Below are 23,523 nucleotides of genomic sequence, written 5' to 3' on the forward strand. Positions count from 1 at the left end.
CCTGTACAAGCTGCATTTTGGATTCTGGCCCAGTCCACCAATCCACCAGAACACAGCATCTAAGCCGGGCCTCGGTTTTGGATGCTTGACGTAGCGCAGTGTGCCTCGGATTGTGGTTACTAGGTGCTGACAGCCAGTGTTGTCGCAACTGGCGATTTGATCTTCAAGTTTGGTCGGCGCCGATAAGAAACGCAGAAAAGTTTGAAATTCATCGTGGGAGTTCTTCGTCATGGCAACCAAAGTGGAGTTGGAAGCGGAGCTTGAGCGCCTGCGCGCACAAAACGAAACGTTACGTTCGGAGACCAGCGAGTCACCCACGATAGATGTGGCGGATGATCCTCCAGGCGAAACAGATGCGATGAACGGTCTGAAACAGCTTCTGGACGAGCACGGCATCGATGGTGAAAATATAGATGCCTTGCGCACGCAGTTGACGGATGAATTCACAAAGCTTCAAAAGGAGTATCCAATAGCGGTCCTCCTGAGCATCTTCGTCCTTGGGTTTGTTGCTGGCCGGACGTTTAAGTAGGATAGAATGCATGAATAGAATTAGCCGAAACCTAACCACAATCTATCGCACAGAACGGCTGATAACACGCCGTCGTATCGCCGTGGTCCAACAACAAACAGTTTTGATGGCGCTTGCTGGATTGGCGGCACTGGCTGGACTTATCTTATTGAATATCACGTTCTACTTTGTCCTTACCAAGTGGCTTTCCCCAGCAGTTGCTGCTGGCACGCTTGCTTTCGTCAATCTTGCACTCGCCGGGTTGCTTGCATCAGTGGCCGGACGCATGAGTGTGGATGACGAGATCGCGCCAGCGGTCGAAGTGCGGGATATGGCGATAACCGATCTCGAAGCAGAACTCGAAGGAATGACACTGGAAGCACGCCAGACGGTCAACGCGATCAAGGGACTGGGCGCCAACCCGCTTGGTTCTGTTGCAACGCTTTTGGTGCCAGTTTTGACAGCTGCCCTAAAGAAGAAGGGCTGACACTGGAAAGCTGTTAAACTGCCGAATGTCCGAAATCGGTCTTCTCATCCCAAGACCAAATTAGCGCGTATCTGGTTTGGGATTTGCGCTGCTTGTCGGTTCAGGTTTGCGTTGTCTGGCCTCTTTTCGCTCGAGCAACTCTTGCTTCATCAACGCAAGTTCTTCCTCTGTTTCAGAGTGAGGCTGTTTCGGAGCAGATACAGTTTTGTCGCTTTTGCGACTGGACGGTTTTGCCGCAAAACGTGGATCCTCATCGACGTCGACAACTTGTTCCTTTGGCAACACACCGTCGCTTGAAAGTAGTCTCGCAAAGGGCTGCAGTCCCGGAATTTCGGAACAGACAATCATAATAACGACTGTCAGTGGTACGGCAATGAATGCTCCAATTCCGCCCCACATCAGGCTCCAGAAGGTAAGCGCGACCATGACTACAAAAGTGCTCAAGTTAAGGGATTTACCCTGCAGCTTTGGCTGCACAATGTTTCCAATGATGGCGTCACCGCCACCATATACCGCGACAACGGTTAAAGCCGGTACGATAGACTCAAACTGAAGAAGAGCCACAGCCGTTGGGAATAGTACGGCGAGGAATGAACCGATGCTGGGAATAAAGTTCAGGAAGAAAACCAAAAGAGCCAATGGAAGCGCGAAATCGACTCCCAAAACCGTCATTACGATGAAGGCCAGTGTGCCGCTCATTGCGCTGGTGGTTGCATTGATCCACATATACTGCCGGACGCCGGTTGAAATCGACCTGAGGATATTTTCAACCTGTCTGGCACTCTCCGGCGTCGCACACAGCCTTGGCAGTTTTTTAGCGAATGCGCCTCGTTCACCCAACATGAACGCGACGTAGAGCAGGATCAGCCCAATATTCCCGATTACGCCAGCAGTTGACGCGGCAAATCCCGCCAGCCAACTTTCGATGTCGATTGACAGAATGGATTTTTCGATGGCAGCGGCTCGTTCCGCTCCGACGAAGGCGTCGAATTGCGTCTCCAGTGCCCCCAGGCGCTCAGTATATCTGGGCCCGGCATCCGCAACTGCTGCGGCTTGGTTTGACAGAACGTACCCAAAACCAACGAGTAAAATGAACAACCCCGCCGTCACGCCGATATACGCCGCCCAACGTGGAATATCCTGCCCGAGGATTTTTGCAGAATTCAAACGTTCGATCAGTGCGATGTTGAGGATAAAAAGCAATGTGGCCAAAGCGAGTGGGATCAGGAAATCACGGCCAAACCAAAGCAATCCAACTATGATGGGAAGTGAGACGATGGTCAAAAACCATGTAGGAACAACCGAAGTGATTGCAGCATCTTTGGTGGTATTTTTTTCGTTGGTCATCCGATATGCCTCGCCGTCTTCTGAAGTCGTTGCCGTATCGTTTGATCGGTAATTACGCCTGATCACACTGTACAACTCATGGCTCAAGGGACCAACGAAAAAGCCCACCTCTGCCCCTCATTCCGCCAATAAGGGGGCGTATCGTTTGAATTTGGTCGTCGCTCACATGGTCGCCGATGCGAGGTCGAACATAATGCAGTGAAAACAGTGGAGGTCGGTTGCCGCGGCGAAGCCAAAATTACCCGAAGTGATGCATGCAACTGCAAGCTTACATTGCCGCAAGGAGAGGCCCCAGTCGTTTGACTTCAATAGGTTTTGCAGACACCGTCGCACATTGATTTGAAAAATGCAGGGACAGACCAATGATCGACGTAACCGAGATTATGAAAGAGCTTAAACAACGCCGCGATGAGCTCAAATTGCAGCTTCACCTCGCTTCGAAAGAAGCCGAAGACGAATGGGAGGAGCTTCAGGTCGAATGGGACAAATTTCTATCCCGGCCAGAGTTTGATAAGTCAGCAGAAGAAGTGGGTGAATCTGCCCGCCAGTTGGGGTTAAAAATGAAAGCAGCATACGACAAAATGAAAACAACCTAGGTTAAAGCCTGCTTTTCTGATTGGTTTTGCAAATCGTCAACGAAAGGCGCCAGCGCTAGGAATTGGGACTAAATGCGTTGTCCTGCAGCCCTTGGCTTTCCGTGCTGGCGTCTATTTTCAATGTTTGCGTTGGATACGCCAGCGTCGTGCCTGCGTTGCGCGTAATGCTTAGGATCGCCAAAGTTAAGCGTTCGGTGATTTGAAGATACTCTTGATAGTCAGGTCCCCGGGTCCACACGTAAATTAGGATATCGACAGAACTCGCCCCGAAATCGCTGACATAAATATGCTTGGGTGCAGCATCCCCAAGTTCAAAGTCCCCGGATGTCTGGTGATGATGTCGTATCCCATCCCGCACGGCCTCGATCTGCGATTGGGTCGCAGACAGCATAAGAGGCACTTTCAGCATGATGCGTCTGTGTTTGCGAGCTGAATAGTTCAGAACGACTGAGTTCGACAAATCAGAATTGGGAATGTGCCGCGGGATTTGGTCGAAGCCAACAACCATTGTCGAGCGCAAATCAATCCTTTTGACAGTGCCGACAAACTGCCCCTCTACCTGAATTGCATCGCCGGTCTCAAAACGTTTCTCGCTGATATTCGTCATGCCCGCGACAAGGTTTCGGAGCAAATCCTGCGTTGCAATCGCAAGCCCGGCGCCCAGAACGCCGACCCCGGTCAGGGCTCCGGTGATATCTATTTGCCAGACCTTCAAAAGCGAAGTCAGACCAAACAATAGAACAGAAAACTGCGTTACTCTTTCGATCCAATCCGTTTCGCTGCTAACCAGGCTGGACGTATCGTTGCGCAAGAGTGAGGCAAAAGGGCCGCTGAGGCGGTACCAAGCGCCAAATATTGCAACAATGGCAACTGAACTCAAAACTCGGCTCAAAAAGAGCCCCGATCCATCATCGGGGAGCAAAAAGCTGACGGCGACATAGATCGCCAGAGTGACGAACAATATCTCGGTGGCCGTTTTTAAGTGCGCCTCGACTTCTGCTGAAAGATCTACGGCAAACCTAGCCAAAAGCGCTCTAAAACACATCAGACCAAACGCAGACAACTGTTTGCGTATCAGGAACACCAGCACAATGCCGATTAGCGCCCAAACCACTGAATTCGTGTCTACATCTCCCAGAGACTGCTGAGCAGAAACGATCGTCTTCTGAACGTACGATAGAACAGGACCTGCTTCCGTCTCCACTCCTCAACTCTCCCGATTTGGAATTCGAACGAAGAATGCTCTTTTTTATGACCGGTGGCTAGAGTTCTGAGCTGAATACATCGCAAAAGGTGAAATTATATAAGGACTTGGCGGAGCACCGACGCCTCTGGCAAAGGTCACGTACGATACGTTGTCGTGACCAAAGATGCAAAAGTCTGCATGACGAACTACGTCACTTTCGAAGCCGAAACATGACGTATTTTGTTTGAAGTCACCGACCAAATTTCCGCTTTGGGCTCAAAGCCGCCATCCGAATACACCTCGGGGTCCTCTAAATCACCCCTGCCCCTCGACCAGCGTTTTCAGATTATCCAACCCGCGCTGGTAATCTCCGCCAACCCATTTATCCATCATCAGCCCCATCCAGCGGGACATGGGATTCATACCCAATTCGGATTCAAACCCCCAGGTCACTTTGGTGCCGCTGCCCTCCGGCTGCAGTTCAAACATGGCAATGGCAGTGCCCATTGGACCAAAATCCAAGGCGGTTCTGACCATCTGGTTTTCAACGCTTTCGGTGATCTCTTGCGAACCGGTGCCGACCTGCCGGTGATCCGACGACCAGTTCAGCACATTCCCGACCCCAGAATCAGGCCCGCCATAGGTCAGCTTCGTCTCGGCATCACGAGATAACCATGGCGACCATTTCTCGGTCTCCTGCATGGAGTTGACATAAGGAAAGATGACCTCGGGCGGCGCATCAATCGTGATGCTACGCGAAACTTCTGCTTTGCCTGGCAATATAAAGGACACCCCTACCAGAACCAGAATCAAGACTAGCAAAGTGACAAGAACACGTTTGATCAATCGCATGGAATGCTCCGAATCCCTAAAATGACATCCCAAACTTATCAAAAAAACAGCGCGGAATCAGTAGTCTGATCCGCGCTGCCTGAAATCGTCGAAAATCCGCCGGGTCAGACGACCACGAATTTCTTTTCGCCGGGATCATAACACTGAAGGCCACCTTCACCGATATCTGTCCACAAACCGTGCAGGCTGAGCGAGCCGCTCTCTACCGCCGCGGAGATGAAGGGGAAGGTCATCAGGTTTTCGAGCGAAGCAACAACCGCCTGCCGTTCGAACTGGCGTGCTTGGTCGGTGCTGTCTTCGATATCGGCAACCAGATCATATTTTGGTTTGAGGATATCCATCCAGCGACCAACAAAGCTTTCTTTGGCTTCCAGTAGTGGTGCCTGGCCCTTGCACATGTCGATACAGCCCTGCACACCACCGCATTGGGAATGGCCCAGCACGATCAGATGCGCCACTTTCAGCGCGGTCACCGCGTATTCGATGGCAGCACTGGTGCCGTGATGATCACCGTCGGGCGCATAAGGCGGAACCAGGTTTGCAATGTTGCGGTGAATAAAGAACTCACCCTGATCCGCCCCAAAAATCGAGGTGACATGAACCCGGCTGTCGCAACAGGAAATCACCATGGCCCGCGGACGCTGTCCTTCGGTGGCCAGGCGGCGATACCAGACCTGGTTTTCCGAATATGTGGTGGCTTTCCAGCCATGATACCGATTGACCAGATAGTTTGGCAAAGGTTTGGCGAATTCCATTCTTGTGTCCCTGTTCATGTCTCGGTGGACTGCTGTAACCTGAATTCGAAGAAAATTCGAGCCATTATCCTGCCCCATGGCAAGGTTTTGCAAAGGAATTGCGCACCACATTCGGGCTATGCCGTGGGGGCGTATAGGATTGGGGTGAATGTGGTGGAAAAGATCGTCACGCTTGAACACAAAGAAACAGTGCGGCTGGATTCGGATCGTCTGAATGGGCTGTATCGACAACTGGGTGAGAAAAACGCGTTGGACGTGCTGTGTCGCACGGTCGAGGAATTGGCGGTGCGCCTGTCGAATTGCGAGCGGTTCTGGAGACAGCGTGACTGGGCCGGGCTGCGCAAATGTGCGCGATCCATTGTGGCCATTGCCGAACAGATCGGAATGATGGCGCTGGCCTGTGTGGCGAATGATGTGGCGCAGAATGTGGACGCGGGCGACTCGGTCGCCGCCGGGGCCACCCTGTCGCGGTTGATCAGAGTGGGTGAGAAATCGCTGACTGTGATCTGGGATCAGCAAGATCTTTCGGTCTGACAGGGCTTGCGGACGGTCCATGGACGGCTAGGTTGGGCATAAGCCGCAACAGTCGAGATTTTCATGACCCTGTCCTTCGCATCACCATCGGATCCATCTGTTCCCCTTCACGTCATTGCGCAGCCAGATCTGGACGACTGGCTGGAGGGCCAGCCCGAAGCCGTGACGACCTGGGCCAAGATCAGTGGATTTACCGGTGCACTGGGTCAGGTTTTGCTGATTCCGGGCGCTGACGGTGCGGTACAGTCTGCTTTGGCGGGGTATGGCACAACCACAGGCCGGGCCCGCAAGCGGTTTCCGCTGGCCGCCGCCGCCGAGGCCCTGCCCGAAGGCACATATCACATCGCATCGGGCATAGACCAAGCGGATCTCGAAACCGAATGCCTGGGGTGGTTGCTGACCGGCTATGCCTTTGACCGCTATGCCAGCCAATCCCCGGCCAAGGCCCGATTGGTTGCACCCGATGGTATCGACGCAGCCCGGCTTGAAATTCTGGCCGGGGCCGAGGCCTTGACCCGCGATCTGGTCAATACACCGGCCTCTGATATGGGGCCGGAACAGCTTCATAGCGCAGCCGAAGCCCTGGCACAGGAATTCGGCGCCTCTTTCGAGGTTGTTCTGGGCGACGCCCTGCTAGAGCAGAACTTCCCCATGATCCACACGGTTGGCCGCGCCGCCGCACAAGCGCCCCGTCTGATCGAGATGAACTGGGGCGTGACAGGCCCAAAGCTGACCCTTGTCGGTAAGGGCGTCTGCTTTGACACTGGAGGGCTAAACCTGAAACCCGGCGCCTCGATGGGGCTGATGAAGAAAGATATGGGCGGGGCCGCAAATGTATTGGGGCTGGCCCGGATGATCATGGCCCTAGAGCTGCCCGTGCAGCTGCGCGTGCTGATCCCGGCAGTAGAGAATTCCGTTGCGGGCAACGCCTTCCGGCCCGGCGACATCCTGACCTCGCGCAAGGGGCTGACCGTTGAGATCAACAATACCGATGCCGAAGGGCGCTTGGTTCTGGCCGATGCATTGGCGCTGGCGGATGAGGGCGAACCGGATCTGGTGATCTCGATGGCGACGCTGACCGGGGCGGCACGTGTGGCAGTGGGCGCCGATCTGGCGCCGTTCTATACCGACAACGATGCCGCGGCTGATGCCTTGACCCACGCTGCAGGCAGAGCAGCCGATCCTGTTTGGCGTATGCCATTCCATAACCCCTATGAGGGTCTGATTGAACCCGGCATTGCCGACCTGGATAACGCACCAGCGGGTGGTTTTGCAGGCTCGATTACTGCCGCCTTGTTCTTGCGCAGATTTGTTGGTGACAGTCCCTATATGCATTTCGACATCTTCTCTTGGCAACGCAGCAAAGAACCCGGACGCGGCAAGGGCGGATTCGGTCAGGGGCCCCGCGCCCTGCTGACTGCCCTGCCTGAAATTTTGGGCCTTTGACCCGGCACCGCATCATACAACCGGTCATCGACCTGTTGCGCGCCCCGGACGGGCCGCGAGATCGCCAGCTTTTGTATGGGGATGGTGTTTGCACGCATGAAGAGAACAAGGGCTGGAGCCGGATCACCTCGGACAAGGACGGCTATGCGGGCTGGGTCCGGTCAGACTGTCTGGCTCCCGAATTGCCTGCCACCCATTGGATCACCGCGCCCTCAACCCATGCTTATGAGCAGCCCGCGATGAAATCCCGGGACCGAACCTCGTTAAGCTTTGGCAGCAAGGTTCAGGCCCTGTCCGAACAGAATGGATTTCTTGAGACGGAACTAGGCTTTATCCCGGCCATACACGCCAAACAGATCAACGTCACCCTGACCGATCCGGTCGCCGTGGCCGAGCTGTTTCTGGGAACGCCCTATCTTTGGGGCGGCAACAGCCGGTTCGGACTTGATTGTTCAGGTCTGGTTCAGGCCGGAATGCTGGCTTGTGGGCTGCCCTGCCCCGGTGATAGTGGCGACCAGGAGCGTGATCTGGGTCAGGCGCTGACCCCTGGCACACCCGCTCAGCGCGGTGATCTGCTGTTCTGGAAAGGGCATGTGGCCTGGGTCTACGGCGACAATATGCTGCTGCACGCAAATGCGTTCCACATGGACGTGACCTTTGAGCCGATGGATGTTGCAATCACGCGCATTCTGGAACAGGGCGATGGGCCCGTGACCGCCCATAAAAGGCTCTAATCCAAGTCGACCGACCGTATCAGCTTGCGTTCCAATACCCGCAGAACCGTGCGCAGATCATGACCGCGTTTCAGGATGCGACCATCCATACCGACCACCGAATACATCCCTTGTCGTGCCCGCAGACGCGGGTCCTTTTCAACCCGATAGATCGGATGTTCTGCTGTGCGCCTGAAAATGGAAAACACCGCCATATCACACAGGTTCGAAATCCCGTAGTCGCGCCATTCTCCGGCGGCGACCATCCGGCCATAGACAGAAAGGATTTGGGACATCTCGTGCCGATCGAACGCGACGGGCATCTGGGTCGAGTTTGCAGAATACCGGCTGGGAGGCTGCATGTTCATGGTTCAAGCCTTGCCGGAAAACGCGTTCGAATCAAGCCCATCCGCAAATAGGTGTGGTTTTTTGGTCAAGTCTAACGCTGTCGCCCGACTTGCCGACAGATCAGGATCACCGGCAGCAACCCCACTGCCAATATGACCAGCGAGGGCACAGCAGCGCCCTCTAACCGCTCGTCTGATGCCAGCCTATAGGCCTGCACCGCCAGCGTATCGAAATTGAAAGGCCGCATGATCAGGGTCGCGGGAAGCTCTTTCATCACGTCCACAAAGACGATCAACAAAGCTGTCAGCAAGGAGGGTGTCAGAATCGGCAAATGCACCCGGCGCAACGTCCCTAGCGGCGTCTGCCCCAAAGACCGCGAGGCCGCATCCATATTGGCATGCACCGTGCTCTGCCCTCCCTCATATGCGCTGAGCGCGGCGGCCAGAAACCGCACCATATAAGCGGCTACCAACAGCCAGATCGAACCGGTAACAAGCAACCCGGTCGACAGGTCGAAATTCTGCCGCATCCATGCATCCAGTGCGTTATCGAAACTGGCAAAAGGCACCATCAGCCCGACGGCGATCACACCGCCTGGAACCGCATAGCCCAGCCGCGCCATGTACCCGGCACCAGAGGACACCCTCCCCGGCCGCAATCGCTGGAAGAACCCAACGCTGATGGCCGCAAAGACCGTAACAAACGCCGCCACACCGGCCAGCGTCAGCGAATTCTGAATGAACCCGAGATAGCGCCGTGACAGAAGGTTCTGTTCGGACTCCATCCCCATCTGAACCAGAATGAACACCGGCAACAGAAATCCGAACAGCACCGGTATGGCACACAGGGCAAAAGCCGCGCCCGCTTGCCAGCCCTTCAGCCGGGCGGATGGTAGCGAGGCGTGGCTTTTGCCTGCCTGATAGTATTTGGCCTTCCCGCGCTGCATCCGTTCTGCCACGGCCATGACCAGCGCAAAGCCCAGAAGGCAGAGCGCCAGCTGCGCCGCACCCACCCGATCACCGATCGAAAACCAACTGGTATAGATACCCGTGGCAAATGTCTGCACCCCGAAATAGGCCACGGTGCCGAAATCGGCGATGGTTTCCATGATGGCAAGCAGCACGCCACCCGCAATCGCGGGACGCGCCATTGGCAGCGACACGTGCCAAAAGGCCAGCCACGGACTTTTGCCCAACGCGCGCGCTGCCAGAAAGGCCGTTGCACTCTGCTGCAGAAAAGCGGCCCGGGCCAACAGGTAGACGTAAGGATACAAGACCAAGATCAACATCACCGCCGCACCCTCGGTCGACCGAATCTCGGGGAACCAATAGTCGCGCGGGCCCCAGCCCGTTACCTGACGCAGGGTGGTCTGGACAATTCCCGGGTGATCAAGAATGAATGTATAGGCATAGGCCAGCACATAGGCCGGAAAGGCCAGCGGCAGCACCAACGCAATTTCCAGAATGCGCACGCCAGGGAACCGCGTCATCGTCACGAGCCAAGCTGCGCCCACGCCGATGGAAAACGTGCCCGTGGCCACCAGCACGACCAGTATCAGCGTCGTCATAGCATAGCCGGGCAGAACAGTTTCCAGGAGATGCGAAACCGTATCCGTGCCGCCTGTCGTAGCGGCCAGAACAACCGCAAGCATCGGCAACAGACAGGCTGCCGCCACAAGGCAGGCCACTACGCCGACGAGGCGTGTACCTACAGCGCCGCGGTTGCGCCGTCCGTGCTCAGAGATTTCGATATCGGCCATGATCCCGGCTTTAACTGGCTAAGGCGCAGAGTCCGTCTTTAATCGACCAAAACGCTCGGAAACACCAGTGGGCAGCGAAACAAATCTGCGACACATACTGCCGCAGAGTTGCACAGCCTTCATTCGTAGACGCGCTGATCCTCGATCACCAAACCATCTTTCGGCAGCGATCCCGGCGCCACGACTTCGATCGCGCCTTTCAGCTTCAGCACCTCGACGACGGATTTCGCATAAACCAAGTCATTTCCGCCGGCGCTTTCGATCTGAACCGTCATCGTGTCCATCTCACCCTGGCGGGCGGCAATGACGCGCGCCTTGACGATTTCATCATGCTTGTCGACCAGCGCCGCGACCTGTTCAGGGCGCACGAACATACCCTTGATCTTGGTTGTCTGATCCGCGCGTCCCATCCAGCCCTTGATGCGCATGTTGGTACGACCGCAAGGTGACTGACCAGGTTGAACCGCCGACAGGTCACCGGTGGCAAACCGGATCAGCGGATAATCGGGGTTCAGTGAGGTCACGACAACCTCACCCACTTCACCCGGCGCGACCGGGTTTCCGGTTCCGGGGGTGACGATCTCGACGATGACATGCTCATCAATGATCATCCCGTCCATCGCCGGGCTTTCATAAGCGATGCTGCCCAGATCGGCAGTGGCATAGCATTGCAGACAGGCGATACCGCGATTGGCGTACTCCTGACGCAAAGACGGGAACAAAGCACCGCCGCCAACAACGGCAGTCACGAAATCCAGTGCCACGCCCATCTCATCGGCCTTGTCCAAAATGACCTTGAGGTAATCCGGTGTGCCCGCATAAGCAGTGCAGCCGACATCGCGCGCGGCGGTTACCTGCAGTTCGGTTTGGCCGGTGCCGGCAGGCAGCACAGCAGCCCCCACCGCCCGCGCGCCACTTTCAAAGATCATGCCCGCCGGGGTCAGGTGATAGCCAAAGCAGTTCTGAACGATGTCTCCGGGCCCGACACCTGCTGCGTGCAGGAACCGCCCCATCCGCCACCAGTCGTGATCGGTGCTGCCGGGCTCATAGATCGGGCCGGGCGACTGGAAAACATGATGGAAATGCCGGGCCGGTTTGACGGTAAACCCGCCAAAGGGCGGGCGCGACGCCTGCGCCTTAGCCATATCGGACTTGCGCAGAACTGGCAGCTTCACAAGGTCGTCCAGCGACTTTACAGCTGCCGTATCAACATCCGCCATATGCGCTGCAAACCCCGGAGCCGAGTTCGCGCGCGCGATCTGTACCTGCAACGCCTCAGACTGTTCAGAGGCGCGCTGGTCGGCCGAGCGGGTTTCTAGCGCATCGTAGAATTTCGTCATCGCCAAACCCTCCATCCGCCTACAGCCACCTCTTGCGGCGGCGGTATGAGCGCACATCGCGGAAGCTTTTGCGGCCGTCATCCGACATGCCCAGATAGAATTCCTTAACATCGGGGTTTTCGCGCAGCTCGGCAGCTGGACCATCCATCACCACGCGGCCGGATTCAAGAATATAGCCGTAATGTGCGAACCTGAGCGCCACATTGGTGTTCTGCTCGGCCAGCAGAAACGAGACACCCTCTTTTTCGTTCAGATCTTGGACGATGCTGAAAATCTCTTCGACAAGCTGCGGGGCCAGTCCCATGGACGGCTCATCCAGCAGGATCGTCTCGGGCCGCGACATCAGCGCCCGACCCATCGCAACCATCTGTTGCTCTCCGCCCGACGTGTAACCCGCCTGGCTGCGGCGGCGTTCCTTCAGACGTGGGAAATAGGTGTAAACAAGGTCCAGATCCTGTTGGATCGCGGCCTTACCATCTTTGCGGGTATAGGCGCCGGTCAGCAGGTTTTCCTCGACCGTCAAATGTTCGAAACAATGGCGACCCTCCATCACCTGGATGACGCCTTTTTGCACCAGATCGGCAGGCTCACTTTCATGCACGCTGGTCCCGCGATACTTGATTGATCCCTTGGTGACTTCGCCCCGTTCCGAATGCAGCAGGTTCGACACAGCCTTGAGTGTGGTGGTCTTGCCTGCCCCGTTGCCGCCCAGCAGGGCCGTAATGCCCCCTTTGGGCACCGTTAGGCTGACGCCTTTCAGCACAAGGATCACATGATTGTAGATCACCTCGATATTGTTGACCTCAAGCAGGGTTTCCTCCTGCACGTCAGTGGTTTGTGCCGCATCCAGCATCAGCGCGTGTCCTCATGCCTGTCCCGAGAGGGACCGTTGGGATAGAGCGGCGGCTACCCGCCGCTCTGGTCAGTTTCGCGGCCCCGGATCAAGACCGGGGCCAGCCACTTATTCACACCCAGGTGTGATGTTGTTTTCCGCTGCATAGGCTGCAGAATCTTCTTCGATCAACGTGTTGATCACATCTGCATCGGTCGGCTGGAAGTCCTGAACCGGGTTCCAGGTTCCGGCCGCAGCATCCCACTGCACAACGCCGACAAGGCCGGGTCCGCCGTGATTTTCGCACGAGACCGAGAATTCAGGCCCGAAACCGGTCATGCCCAGCGCTTCCATCTTGGCGTTGGTCATTTCCAGCGCCTCCATACCATCGCGCATCATGGATGCATCGATATCAGCGGTATTGTGGATTCCCTGTGCAGTCTTCACAGCTTCAGCGGCCAGCATGGCGGCATAGAGACCGCGGTTATACTGAACCGAGCCAAGCTGATCGCCCGCACCCGCCGCTTTGCCTGCATCCACCACGTATTTCTGCAGATCTTCATAGACCGGATAGTCCATGCCCAGCCCGGTAAAGGTCAGTGCCTTATAGCCGTTTGCCTTGTCGCCCGCGGGCTGCACGTCAAATTCAGCGCCAGACCACCAGACACCGATGAAGTTTTCCATCGGGAAGCGGATGTTCGCAGCTTCCTGCACCGCGACCTGGTTCATCACGCCCCAGCCCCACATGATTACATAATCAGGCTTTTCGCGGCGAATTTGCAGCCACTGCGATTTCTGTTCCTGACCGGGGTGGTCAACAGGCAGCAGCGTCAGGACGTACCCGTGCTTTTCAGCCAGGGTCTCCAGCGTGCGGATCGGTTCCTTGCCATAGGCCGAGTTGTGATAGACCAGTGCGATTTTCTTACCGTTCAGGTCACCATCGTTTTCGCTCAGCAGATAGTTGATCGCGCCCGACGCTCCGTTCCAGTAGTTGGCCGGATAGTTGAACACGTGGCTGAATACCTTGCCGTTCGCAGCAGAGGTCCGGCCATAGCCCATCGTGTGCAGCGGAATGCCATCTGCGGTCACTTTTGGGATCAGCTGGTATGTAATGCCGGTCGACAATGGCTGATATACCAAGGCGCCTTCGCCCTTTGTGGATTCATAGCATTCCACGCCTTTTTCGGTGTTATAGCCGGTTTCGCATTCGATCACATTGGCTGAAACACCTCCGATGCCGCCATCACGCTCGTTGAGCAGTGTGAAATAATCGGCATAGCCGTCAGCAAACGGGATACCGCCTGCCGCATATGGTCCCGTCCGATAGCTGAGCGACGGGAACACAAGGTCGGCCATGGCCGGACCTGCGGCCATCATGGCGCCCAGCGCCAGGGTTGCCAGTTTCGTCTTCATCGGGTGTCTCCTCCCTTGATTGGTCCGATGTTGAATTCGGGCTTTGCACCCGTCTTGTCTTTGGGCCTGCCCGTCAGTGCGGAAACGGCCAGAGTCTGAGTTTCTCTTTCGCCACACGCCAAAGCTGCGCCAGTCCATGCGGTTCCAGAATCAAGAACATGATGATGAGTGCGCCGACGATCACCAGATTGAGATGCGCAACGATATCAGTGGGCCAGCCCAGTAGATCGACACCGACCACCTTCAAAACAACCGGCAGCAATACCAAGAATGCTGCCCCGGCGAAGGAGCCGAAGATAGACCCTAATCCGCCGATAATGACCATGAATAGGACCAGGAACGATTTCTGGATGCCAAAGACTTCGCCAACCTCAACCGCGCCCAGATAGACCGCAAAGAATAGCGCCCCCGCGATACCCACAAAAAATGAGCTGACAGCAAAGGCGGTCAGTTTTGCCTTGAGCGGGTTTACCCCGATGATCTCGGCCGCGATATCCATGTCGCGGATTGCCATCCATGTCCTGCCAGTCGTTCCCCGAGTCAGGTTCCGTGCAATGATGGCGCAGAAGGTCAGGAAGATCAGGCAGAACAGATAGGTTGCCCAGGCCGGAGCATTCGGGCCTGTGATGATGATGCCGAACACATCCCGCTCGGGCGCGTTGATCTGCCCAGATGCCGAGTAGTTGTAGAACCACGGCACACGGTTGAACAGCCACACCAGAAAGAACTGCGCCGCAAGCGTGGCCACGGCCAAATAGAACCCTTTGATCCGAAGCGAAGGCAATCCGAACAGAACACCGACAATGGCGGTGATCCCGCCCGCAAGGATGACATGGATGAACATGCTGACTTCGGGAAAGGCCGTCATCAGCTTGTAGCAGGCATAGGCCCCCACAGCCATGAACCCACCGGTACCCAGCGACACCTGCCCGCAATAGCCAACCAATACATTCAAACCGATGGCGGCGATCGCATAGATCAGAAACGGAAGCAGCAGCGCGTTCGCCCAGTAGTCATTGATGATGAATGGAATGATCCCAAATGCCACTGCCAGCACCACATAGTACCGATACCGGTCAAATTTGATCGGAAAGGTCTGGCTGTCTTCCACGTAAGAGGTTTTGAAATCTCCGGCTTCGCGATAAAACATGTCTTACTTTCCCCATTCTTCCTGCGCCCGGTCGCGGGCAGCAGTGTTCAGTTGGCTGGAGCCTTTGGCATATCCGCTCGCCTCTGAGGCGCGCACAAGTTTCATGTAGGCCATGACACCCGTGACCAACCCGGCAAAAGCCAGGATCGCGGCGATCGTCAGTTGGCTGTCGGTCAGATCGTCCGAGGTCAGGGCGATATACCCAAACGCCCAGAACCCGGCCCATGCGATCACGTTGAGAATGGCGATGAGCTTGGTCATGACTACACCCTTTCGATGATCTTCTCGCCGAACAGGCCCTGCGGCCGGAACACAAGGAAGATCAGCGCAAGCACGTAGGCAAACCAGTTCTCGGTCGCACCGCCAACCATCGGGCCAATGGCGAACTCGAACAGTTTCTCACCCACACCGATGATCAACCCTCCGACGATGGCTCCGGGGATCGAGGTAAACCCGCCCAGCATCAGCACCGGCAACGCTTTGAGCGCGATCAGCGACAGTGAGAACTGCACGCCAGACTTGGTGCCCCACATGATGCCCGCGACCAGCGCTACAAACCCGGCCACAGACCAGACCATGATCCAGATGAAGTTCAACGAAATCCCCACCGACAGCGCCGCCTGATGGTCATCCGCCACAGCGCGCATCGCCCGGCCCTGCTTGGTATATTGGCTGAACACAACCAGCGCCGCCACCAGCAGCGCCGCAATTACCGTTGCCACAATGTCCAGATTGTCGATGAAGAACCCATAGCCGAAGACGTTAAAGGTCGCCTCATCGAGCCAGAGGTTGATGCCCTGCGGCAGGCCTACATCCAGCGTCTTGATCTCGGACCCCCACATCAGGTCGGCCACGCCCTCAAGGAAATAGGCCAGCCCGATGGTGGCCATGAACAGGATGATCGGCTCTTGGCCAACCAGATGGCGCATCACGAACCGCTGCACCGCCCAAGCCAGCAGAACCATCACCGCCATAGTCAGAATAATCGCCAGCAGCGCAGGGACACTCCAGCCAAAGTAATGGATATGCGTCCCGAAAGTCGCATTGATCAGATGTGCAAACGGCACCTGCCCGTTCATGATCCCGACCAGAGTCATCGCGGCAAACAGGGCCATAACCCCTTGCGCATAATTGAAAATCCCTGACGCCTTGTAGATCAGCACAAAGCCCAGCGCGACCAGCGCATAGAGCACCCCGGCCATAAGACCGTTGAGGATGACTTCCATCGCAAATACGAGTTGTTCAGGCATCCTATGTCCTCCGAACAGATTTCATCTGGCGCGTCATCCCGGAAAATTCGTCGAATTTTCTCAGCCCGTTCCGTAGATCAGTCATGGCTCACCCCCAGATAGGCATCGATGACTTCCTGATTGTTGCGCACCTCATCAGGCGTGCCGTCGCCGATCTTCTTGCCGTAATCCATCACGACCACCCGATCGCTCAGATCCATCACCACGCCCATGTCATGTTCGATCAGGGCGATGGTGGTGCCGAATTCATCATTCACGTCGAGGATAAAGCGGCTCATGTCTTCTTTCTCTTCAACATTCATCCCGGCCATCGGCTCATCCAGCAGCAACAGCTTGGGTTCAGCGGCCAGCGCCCGGGCCAGTTCGACCCGCTTTTTCAAGCCGTAGGGCAGGCGTGAAACGGGCGTCTTGCGGATATGCTGGATTTCGAGAAAGTCGATGATCCGTTCGACTGCCTCTCGGTTTTCGGTCTCTTCGGCCTCGGCCTTACCCTTCCACCAAGCCTGCTGCAGGATATTTGTCTTCATATAGTTCAGGCGCCCGGTCATGACGTTGTCTAAAACGCTCATCCCTTCGAACAGGGCGATGTTCTGGAATGTTCGCGCAATCCCCTGCCGCGCAACCTCATAGGGCCGCATTGGAGGGCGCTTGGCCCCGTGAAACCAGACCTCGCCCTCTTGTGGGATATAGAACCCCGAGATTACGTTCAGCATCGAGGACTTACCCGCCCCGTTCGGACCGATAATGGCGCGAATCTCACCCTCACGGATGTCGAACGAGATATCCTTGATCGCCACCACACCGCCAAAGCGCAGAGTGATGTTCTTCATCTCCATCACGACGCCGCCGATCTTGCGGCCGTCTTCGGTGACATATCCTTCGGAACTATCCAACATCAGCCCCTCCTTGACTTACGCAATACACGGAATGGCGGGCGGGCGATGACCATAGATCGAGCGGCGCAGGACCGGACTTCATTCCGCCGCTACCTTGTGTTGCGCGACCGTTACAACCGGCGCATCCACGATCTCAAGTGTGGCACTGATCGAACCCTTGCGGCCGTCCTCATAGGTCACCTCGGTCGTGGTCGAAACGCTTGAAGACCCGTCGTAAAGGGCGGTGATGATGTCGTGGAATTTCTCTTCGACAAAGCCCCGGCGCACTTTGCGGGTTCGGGTCATCTCACCGTCATCCGCATCCAGTTCCTTGTGCAGCACCACAAAGCGATGCACCTGACAGCCCGACAGCATTTCATCGGCGGCGACCGATTTGTTGACCGCTTCCACATGGGACTTGATTGTCTCTAACACTTGCGGATGTGCCGTCAGTTCCTGATAGGACCCATAGGCGACGTTGTTGCGTTCGGCCCAGTTCCCCACGGCGGTAAGGTCGATATTTATGAACGCCACGCAGCGATCCTTGCCATTGCCGAACAGCACGACCTCAAGAATATCGGGATAGAACTTCAGCTTGTTCTCAACATATTTCGGCGCAAACATCGAGCCATCGACCATTTTTCCGACGTCCTTGGCGCGGTCGATGATCCGCAGATGACCGCTGCTTTCCTCAATGAACCCGGCATCACCCGTGGCCACCCAACCCTCGGCATCCTTAGTCGAGGCGGTCGAGTCCGGGTTGTTGTAATATTCGACAAACACACCTGGCGAGCGATAGTAGATCTCGCCCGTTTCGGCGATCTTCAGCTCGACATCTGGCGCGGGCACACCAACCGTATCGGCGCGCACCTCGCCATCGGGCTGCACGGTGATGAAGACCGTCGCCTCGGTCTGCCCATAAAGCTGCTTCAGGTTAATCCCCAGCGAGCGGTAGAAATCGAAAATCTCAGGCCCGATCGCCTCGCCTGCCGTATAACCGACCCGGAACCGGCCATACCCCAGCGTATCCTTCAGCGGCCCATAGACCAGCAGATTGCCCAGCGCGTATTTGATCCGATCACCAAACCCAACCGCTTTGCCATCCAGCAGTAACCCACCCACCTTTTTGGCATGGGCCATAAAATGGTGGAACATACGCTGCTTCAGCTTGCCCGCATCTTCCATCCGGATCATGACGTTGGTCAGCTGCGTTTCAAATACCCGCGGCGGGGCAAAGAAATAGGTCGGACCGATCTCGCGCAGGTCGGTTATCATCGTGTCAGCGCTTTCGGGGCAGTTTACACAGAACCCGCACCAATAGGCCTGACCGATGGAAAAGATGAAATCACCTACCCAAGCCATTGGCAGATAGGACAGGATGTCCTCATTCCGGGTCAGGTGGTCAAACTCTGCAGAATTCTTGGCGCTTTCGATTACATTGCGGTTCGACAGCACCACGCCTTTCGGCTTGCCTGTGGTGCCCGAGGTATACAGCATCACACAAGTGTCGTCATAGGTGATCGCAGCGATACGCGCATCCAGCTCGGCATCAAAGCGCGCATGACCTGCGCTGCCTTCGGCCTTGATGTCGTCCAGCGCGTTCATCTGGGAATGATCATATTTCCGCATCCCACGCTTGTCAGTGTAGAGGATGTGTTTGATCTGGTGAACTTTTTCCTGAATCTCGATGACCTTATCGACCTGTTCCTGGTCACCGCAGACGACATATTTCGCACCGCAATGTTCCATCACATATGTCATCTCTTCGGCGACCGCGTCCTGATAGAGCGGCACCGGAATCGCACCCACCATTTGGGCCGCAACCATCGACCAGTAATGCGCCGGGCGGTTCCGGCCTATGACGGCGATATGGTCGCCCTTCTCAACGCCAATCTCAAGAAACCCCAGCGCAATGGCGCGGATTTCCTTGGCCGCCTCGGCCCAGGTCCAGCATTGCCAGATCCCGAATTCCTTTTCGCGATAGGCCGGGGCATCCCCGAACTGAATCACATTGCGGTGTAGCAGCGCCGGAAGAGACTGCATCCCTTCAGCGCCTGACTGCGTCTGAGTCAATCTTTTTCTCCTCCCCACCCGGCCCCTCCCCGGGCCGGAAATGGCGGGTCCGGGTCTGGCCCGGACGCCAACGCCCCGATTAAGGGACGTCGACACGATCAGCGTCAAGTTTTGCCTGATGTTTTCTCAATTCTTACGAAATGTAACAAGTTGGGCCGTGCCGCCCGGACCATACACCTCGTCAGAGACCCGACCCGAGATGACCACAAACTGTTCCGCGAACTGCAAATTTGCAGCAGGTAAGCGCATTCATCCACGCATACCGGTATTGGCTAAGGGTTTTGTATGTTTACCGCGCCTGGAATTCACCGTATGCATCCAGCAACTGAGTAGGATATTCAGAGCGGTTTTTCATGCCCATTTGCTATGCATGTGTATCGACCGAAGGCATCGGTTATGCGGAATGATCCAGATCGCATGACCAAAACCGCTCGAATTGTGCGATCAGAGGCGTGCGCCTTTGAAATCAAACGTTTTCTTGGACGGTCGGGCAGCACGAATTCCGACCCCTTTCCCACCCCAATACGCAAGGCAGGACTGCCGAGATGAATGTCACTCACCAGAGCATCACCAATGTGCTTTCTCAGCATTATGACCTGACACCTTCGACCGAATTGGTTGAGGAAATGCAGGAGACCTATGCCCGGATGGACCGAGTGGTGACGCTGCCGGATTTCGCGATCTATGCGCCCTATATCAAGGCGATCAATGCGCTTAAAAAAGAGCGGAACGCGGTCATTCTGGGCCATAACTACATGACGCCTGAAATTTTCCATGGCGTGTCAGATTTTGTGGGTGACAGTCTTCAACTGGCGATGAAGGCCAGCGACGTCGAAGCCGATGTGATCGTACAGGCGGGCGTGCACTTCATGGCCGAAACCTCGAAAATCCTGAGCCCCGAGAAAACCGTGCTGATGCCGGACATGGCCGCGGGCTGTTCGCTGGCCGAAAGCATCACCGCCGAGGGGATTGACGAGATGCGCGCCAAATACCCCGGCGCGCCGGTCGTCTCTTATGTGAACACCACCGCCGAGGTGAAGGCGGCATCCGATATCTGCTGCACATCGTCCAATGCCGTTCAGATCGTCGATGCGATGGAATCCGACACCGTCATCATGACGCCGGATCAATATCTGGCGCAGAACGTGGCAAATGAAAGCCGCAAGAACATCGTGTACTGGCCGGGCTCGTGCATCGTGCATGAACAATACACCGCGCAAGACCTGCGCGATTTTCGCAAATGGAATCCGGGCACGCGGTTGATTGCCCACCCGGAATGCCCGCCCGAAGTGGTGGCCGAGGCCGATTTCTCTGGCTCGACCAGCGGGATCATCAAGTATGTCAGCACCGAAAAGCCCGAAAAGGCGATGCTGATCACCGAATGCTCGATGGCGTCCAACATCGCCGATGAATTGCCCGAGGTCGACTTTGTCGGCCCCTGCAACATGTGCCCCTACATGAAGAAGATCACGCTGGAAAAGATCCTCTATGTGCTGCACACGATGGAAAGTCAGGTCGAGGTCGACGCCACGGTCGCGGAAAAAGCGCGTCATTCGGTGCAGGCGATGATCGACCTGTCGCGAAAGCTGGGTCTCTGATCCGAGATGGAAACCCTCACCACCGACCGCGTTATCATCGTGGGCGCCGGGCTGGGCGCGCTCTATGCTGCGCTGAAACTGGCCCCGCATCCGGTGGTGATGATCTCTCCTGAAGCGTTGGGCGAGGGTGCTAGTTCTGCCTGGGCGCAGGGGGGAGTGGCTGCGGCGATGGACGCCGATGACAGCCCGGAAAGCCACGCGGACGACACCGTGAATGCCGGTGCGGGCACCGTTGATCCGCAGGTGGCTGAATTGGTGACGCGTCAGGCGCGCGACTATATTCTGGACCTGACCACGCTGGGCACGCCTTTCGACCGGACCGCGGGCGGCGATTACGTGCTGTCACGCGAGGCCGCGCACAGCTTTGCCCGTGTCGTCCGGGTCAAGGGCGATCAGGCAGGCGCGCAGATCATGGCCGCCCTGATCGAACAGGTGCACGAAACCCCGTCGATCCAGGTTCTGGAGGGCACCATGGCCCTTGGGCTGGACGTCGAAGACGGGCGCGTTACCGGCGTCAGCATTCAGCGTGCGGATAATGGCGGGTCAGCCCCGGTGATGCTGCGCGGGGCTGCGGTTTTGCTGGCCGGGGGCGGGTCAGGCGGGCTCTATGCGCTGACAACCAACCCGCCGCGTATTCGCGGGCAGGTGATTGGCATGGCGGCACGCGCGGGGGCGCTGATTGCGGATGCCGAATTTGTCCAGTTCCACCCCACCGCGATGGATGTAGGTGAAGACCCCGCGCCGCTGGCGACCGAAGCGCTGCGCGGTGAAGGGGCCATTTTGATCAACCGTCATGGCGCGCGGTTCATGCAGGCCATCCACCCGGATGCCGAGCTTGCCCCGCGCGACGTCGTCGCCCGCGCCATCTATGCGCAGGTTCAGGCGGGCAACCGTCCCATGCTGGACACGCGCGAGGTTCTGGGCGAGGCGATCAAGGCACAGTTCCCCTCGGTCGCCGAATATTGCGCCCGCAATGGCATCGACCCGGCGCAGGAACCCATCCCCGTTGCCCCCGCTGCGCATTACCACATGGGTGGCATCGCGACCGAAACCAGCGGATGCGCCAGTATCGACGGCTTATGGGTCTGCGGTGAGGCATCCTCGACCGGGTTGCACGGTGCCAACCGTCTGGCCTCGAACGGTCTGCTTGAGGCGCTGGTCTACGCCCGCATCTGCGCGGAAGGCATCGCCCGGACCCTGCCAACACCTAGCGCGACGCCGCCGCTGGAAATCACCTTTCAGGACGGCGGCACCCCATCTGACCCTGCCGCCGTGACAGAGCTGCGCCAGACCATGACCCGCTATGTTGGCGTTATCCGTGATCGCAAGGGCCTGATCAAAGCGCTTGGCATCATCGCGCGGCTAGAGGCAGCAAACAGCGACAACCCGTCTTTCCTGAACATGTGCGCCACCGCCACTTTAATCGCGGCGGGCGCTTTGGCGCGCGAAGAAAGCCGCGGCGCGCATGAACGATCCGATTTCCCCGACCCCTCGGCCGGACCCGGCAAACGATCCGAAATGTACCTTTCCCAAGCACTCGCCATCCGCGCGCAGGCCTGCAAGGAGCAATCATGAGCTTCTCTACCGTTCCCGATCTTGTCCTTGAACCGATGATCCGCATTGCCCTGATGGAAGATCTTGGCAGCTATGGCGACGTCACCACCCGCGCGGTGATCCCGGCGGATACCACCTATGATGCTTGCCTGAACGCGCGCGAGGATGCGGTCGTGTCCGGCATGCAAGTCGCGGCGCTGGCGTTTCGCCTGATCGACCCCTCATTGGACATCACCACGCATATTGCCGATGGCCAACCCTGTAAGGCAGGCGATACGCTGATGACCATCAAGGGATCGGCCGCCTCAATCCTGTCGGGCGAACGGGTGGCCCTGAACTTTGCCGGTCGCCTGACCGGGATCGCCACAAAGACCGCCGGCTTCGTGGCTGAAACTAAAGGCACAAATGCCCGCGTCACCTGCACCCGCAAAACAACCCCCGGCCTGCGTCTGGTTGAAAAACTGGCCGTGCTGCATGGCGGCGGGTTCAACCACCGATACTCTCTGTCAGATGCGATCCTGATCAAGGACAACCACATCGCAGCCGCTGGCGGGGTGCGTCAGGTGCTGGAGGCCACCAAGGCCCATGCCAGCCACATGATGGCCGTCGAGATCGAGGTCGACCGTCTGGACCAACTGGCCCAAGTGCTTGAGGTCGGAGGCGCCTCGGTCGTCCTGTTAGACAATATGGACAATGACATGCTGCGCGAGGCGGTGGCGATGGTGGATGGCAGGCTCAAGACCGAAGCCTCGGGCAATGTGAAGCTGGATCGCATCGCCTCAATCGCGGCAACGGGTGTTGACTATATCTCTTCAGGTGCATTGACCCATTCGGCGCGCACCGTGGATTTGGGATTGGACTTTCCGGTCTAGACCACGGTCGCGCGTCAGCACTGGCACATGGGCTA

Annotated in this window: 23 protein-coding genes; 9 read left to right on the top strand and 14 right to left on the bottom strand. The window is 57.1% G+C overall.

The genetic code is table 11. The annotated features are described in order from the left end of the window. The first annotated feature begins 229 nt into the window (after nucleotides 1–229). Both AC2FGB_RS18175 and AC2FGB_RS18180 read left to right on the top strand, forming a co-directional pair. Nucleotides 230–529: a hypothetical protein gene (locus tag AC2FGB_RS18175; RefSeq protein ID WP_496694563.1), complete on the top strand. Its 300-nt coding sequence runs from the start codon at nucleotides 230–232 to the stop codon at nucleotides 527–529. 10 nt (nucleotides 530–539) lie between these two features. After that, nucleotides 540–995, top strand: a complete 456-nt coding sequence (locus tag AC2FGB_RS18180; protein ID WP_159089327.1) for a hypothetical protein — start codon at nucleotides 540–542, stop codon at nucleotides 993–995. Nucleotides 996–1,055: 60 nt separating this feature from the next. Here the strand turns inward: AC2FGB_RS18180 and AC2FGB_RS18185 are convergent, their stop codons facing one another. Continuing rightward, the gene (locus tag AC2FGB_RS18185) at nucleotides 1,056–2,342 is read right to left on the bottom strand and encodes an AI-2E family transporter (protein ID WP_496694562.1); all 1,287 of its coding nucleotides are present in this window, start codon (nucleotides 2,340–2,342) and stop codon (nucleotides 1,056–1,058) included. Between the two features lie 362 nt (nucleotides 2,343–2,704). On the opposite strand from AC2FGB_RS18185, the gene AC2FGB_RS18190 reads away from it, so the two are divergent. Continuing rightward, a complete protein-coding gene (locus AC2FGB_RS18190; protein ID WP_496694561.1) occupies nucleotides 2,705–2,938 on the top strand; it encodes a hypothetical protein in 234 nt (77 codons plus the stop codon). Between the two features lie 55 nt (nucleotides 2,939–2,993). Here AC2FGB_RS18190 and AC2FGB_RS18195 read toward each other — a convergent pair whose 3' ends face one another. The 3 genes from AC2FGB_RS18195 to AC2FGB_RS18205 all read right to left on the bottom strand — a co-directional run bounded on the left by AC2FGB_RS18195 (nucleotide 2,994) and on the right by AC2FGB_RS18205 (nucleotide 5,731). Next, the gene (locus tag AC2FGB_RS18195; protein ID WP_496694560.1) at nucleotides 2,994–4,142 is read right to left on the bottom strand and encodes a mechanosensitive ion channel family protein; all 1,149 of its coding nucleotides are present in this window, start codon (nucleotides 4,140–4,142) and stop codon (nucleotides 2,994–2,996) included. A gap of 297 nt (nucleotides 4,143–4,439) precedes the next feature. Continuing rightward, nucleotides 4,440–4,976, bottom strand: coding sequence for an SRPBCC family protein (locus tag AC2FGB_RS18200; RefSeq protein WP_496690513.1), 537 nt, complete (start codon nucleotides 4,974–4,976; stop codon nucleotides 4,440–4,442). 104 nt (nucleotides 4,977–5,080) lie between these two features. Continuing rightward, complete coding sequence (locus AC2FGB_RS18205; protein ID WP_142637545.1) at nucleotides 5,081–5,731, bottom strand: carbonic anhydrase; 651 nt, start codon at nucleotides 5,729–5,731, stop codon at nucleotides 5,081–5,083. Between the two features lie 144 nt (nucleotides 5,732–5,875). Between AC2FGB_RS18205 and AC2FGB_RS18210 the strand changes: the two genes are divergently transcribed. From AC2FGB_RS18210 to AC2FGB_RS18220, 3 genes are all read left to right on the top strand, one after another. After that, nucleotides 5,876–6,265: a hypothetical protein gene (locus AC2FGB_RS18210; protein WP_496690522.1), complete on the top strand. Its 390-nt coding sequence runs from the start codon at nucleotides 5,876–5,878 to the stop codon at nucleotides 6,263–6,265. Between the two features lie 63 nt (nucleotides 6,266–6,328). Continuing rightward, nucleotides 6,329–7,711: a leucyl aminopeptidase family protein gene (locus AC2FGB_RS18215; protein WP_496694559.1), complete on the top strand. Its 1,383-nt coding sequence runs from the start codon at nucleotides 6,329–6,331 to the stop codon at nucleotides 7,709–7,711. Then, entirely contained in the window at nucleotides 7,708–8,445 is a 738-nt protein-coding gene (locus AC2FGB_RS18220; RefSeq protein ID WP_281996106.1) for a C40 family peptidase, read from the top strand. Before AC2FGB_RS18215 ends, AC2FGB_RS18220 begins: the two co-directional genes overlap by 4 nt. On the opposite strand, the gene AC2FGB_RS18225 is transcribed toward AC2FGB_RS18220, so the two are convergent. From AC2FGB_RS18225 to AC2FGB_RS18270, 10 genes are all read right to left on the bottom strand, one after another. Next, nucleotides 8,442–8,792, bottom strand: a complete 351-nt coding sequence (locus AC2FGB_RS18225; RefSeq protein WP_271950694.1) for a DUF2794 domain-containing protein — start codon at nucleotides 8,790–8,792, stop codon at nucleotides 8,442–8,444. The genes AC2FGB_RS18220 and AC2FGB_RS18225 overlap by 4 nt on opposite strands. 71 nt (nucleotides 8,793–8,863) lie before the next feature. Beyond that, on the bottom strand, nucleotides 8,864–10,531 hold the full coding sequence (locus AC2FGB_RS18230; RefSeq protein ID WP_281996107.1) for an ABC transporter permease: 1,668 nt from the start codon (nucleotides 10,529–10,531) through the stop codon (nucleotides 8,864–8,866). Between the two features lie 119 nt (nucleotides 10,532–10,650). Then, nucleotides 10,651–11,871, bottom strand: coding sequence for a phenylacetate--CoA ligase family protein (locus tag AC2FGB_RS18235; protein ID WP_496690515.1), 1,221 nt, complete (start codon nucleotides 11,869–11,871; stop codon nucleotides 10,651–10,653). A gap of 19 nt (nucleotides 11,872–11,890) precedes the next feature. Next, nucleotides 11,891–12,724, bottom strand: a complete 834-nt coding sequence (locus AC2FGB_RS18240) for an ABC transporter ATP-binding protein (protein ID WP_496690516.1) — start codon at nucleotides 12,722–12,724, stop codon at nucleotides 11,891–11,893. 108 nt (nucleotides 12,725–12,832) lie between these two features. Beyond that, entirely contained in the window at nucleotides 12,833–14,116 is a 1,284-nt protein-coding gene (locus AC2FGB_RS18245; protein WP_496694558.1) for an ABC transporter substrate-binding protein, read from the bottom strand. A 73-nt stretch (nucleotides 14,117–14,189) separates the two neighbouring features. After that, nucleotides 14,190–15,266 carry a branched-chain amino acid ABC transporter permease gene (locus AC2FGB_RS18250; protein WP_142637529.1) on the bottom strand — a complete coding sequence of 359 codons (1,077 nt, stop codon included), beginning with the start codon at nucleotides 15,264–15,266 and terminating at the stop codon, nucleotides 14,190–14,192. A 3-nt stretch (nucleotides 15,267–15,269) separates the two neighbouring features. Further along, nucleotides 15,270–15,527, bottom strand: a complete 258-nt coding sequence (locus AC2FGB_RS18255) for a hypothetical protein (protein WP_271950685.1) — start codon at nucleotides 15,525–15,527, stop codon at nucleotides 15,270–15,272. Between the two features lie 2 nt (nucleotides 15,528–15,529). Then, nucleotides 15,530–16,516: a branched-chain amino acid ABC transporter permease gene (locus tag AC2FGB_RS18260; RefSeq protein ID WP_142637525.1), complete on the bottom strand. Its 987-nt coding sequence runs from the start codon at nucleotides 16,514–16,516 to the stop codon at nucleotides 15,530–15,532. A gap of 77 nt (nucleotides 16,517–16,593) precedes the next feature. Beyond that, nucleotides 16,594–17,412 (bottom strand): ABC transporter ATP-binding protein, encoded by an 819-nt coding sequence (locus AC2FGB_RS18265; protein WP_496690517.1) that lies wholly within the window; start codon nucleotides 17,410–17,412, stop codon nucleotides 16,594–16,596. A gap of 78 nt (nucleotides 17,413–17,490) precedes the next feature. Next, entirely contained in the window at nucleotides 17,491–19,434 is a 1,944-nt protein-coding gene (locus AC2FGB_RS18270; protein ID WP_496679343.1) for an AMP-binding protein, read from the bottom strand. 575 nt (nucleotides 19,435–20,009) lie between these two features. Here AC2FGB_RS18270 and nadA point away from each other — a divergent pair. From nadA to nadC, 3 genes are read left to right on the top strand one after another with little or no spacing between them, the layout of a single operon-like run. Further along, nucleotides 20,010–21,062, top strand: a complete 1,053-nt coding sequence (nadA, locus tag AC2FGB_RS18275) for a quinolinate synthase NadA (RefSeq protein ID WP_496690518.1) — start codon at nucleotides 20,010–20,012, stop codon at nucleotides 21,060–21,062. A 6-nt stretch (nucleotides 21,063–21,068) separates the two neighbouring features. After that, nucleotides 21,069–22,637: an L-aspartate oxidase gene (locus AC2FGB_RS18280; RefSeq protein ID WP_142637517.1), complete on the top strand. Its 1,569-nt coding sequence runs from the start codon at nucleotides 21,069–21,071 to the stop codon at nucleotides 22,635–22,637. Continuing rightward, a complete protein-coding gene (nadC, locus tag AC2FGB_RS18285; RefSeq protein ID WP_142637514.1) occupies nucleotides 22,634–23,488 on the top strand; it encodes a carboxylating nicotinate-nucleotide diphosphorylase in 855 nt (284 codons plus the stop codon). Before AC2FGB_RS18280 ends, nadC begins: the two co-directional genes overlap by 4 nt. The last annotated feature ends 35 nt before the right edge of the window (nucleotides 23,489–23,523 follow it).

The sequence above is a fragment of the Ruegeria sp. CDSC021 genome (assembly GCF_059610845.1).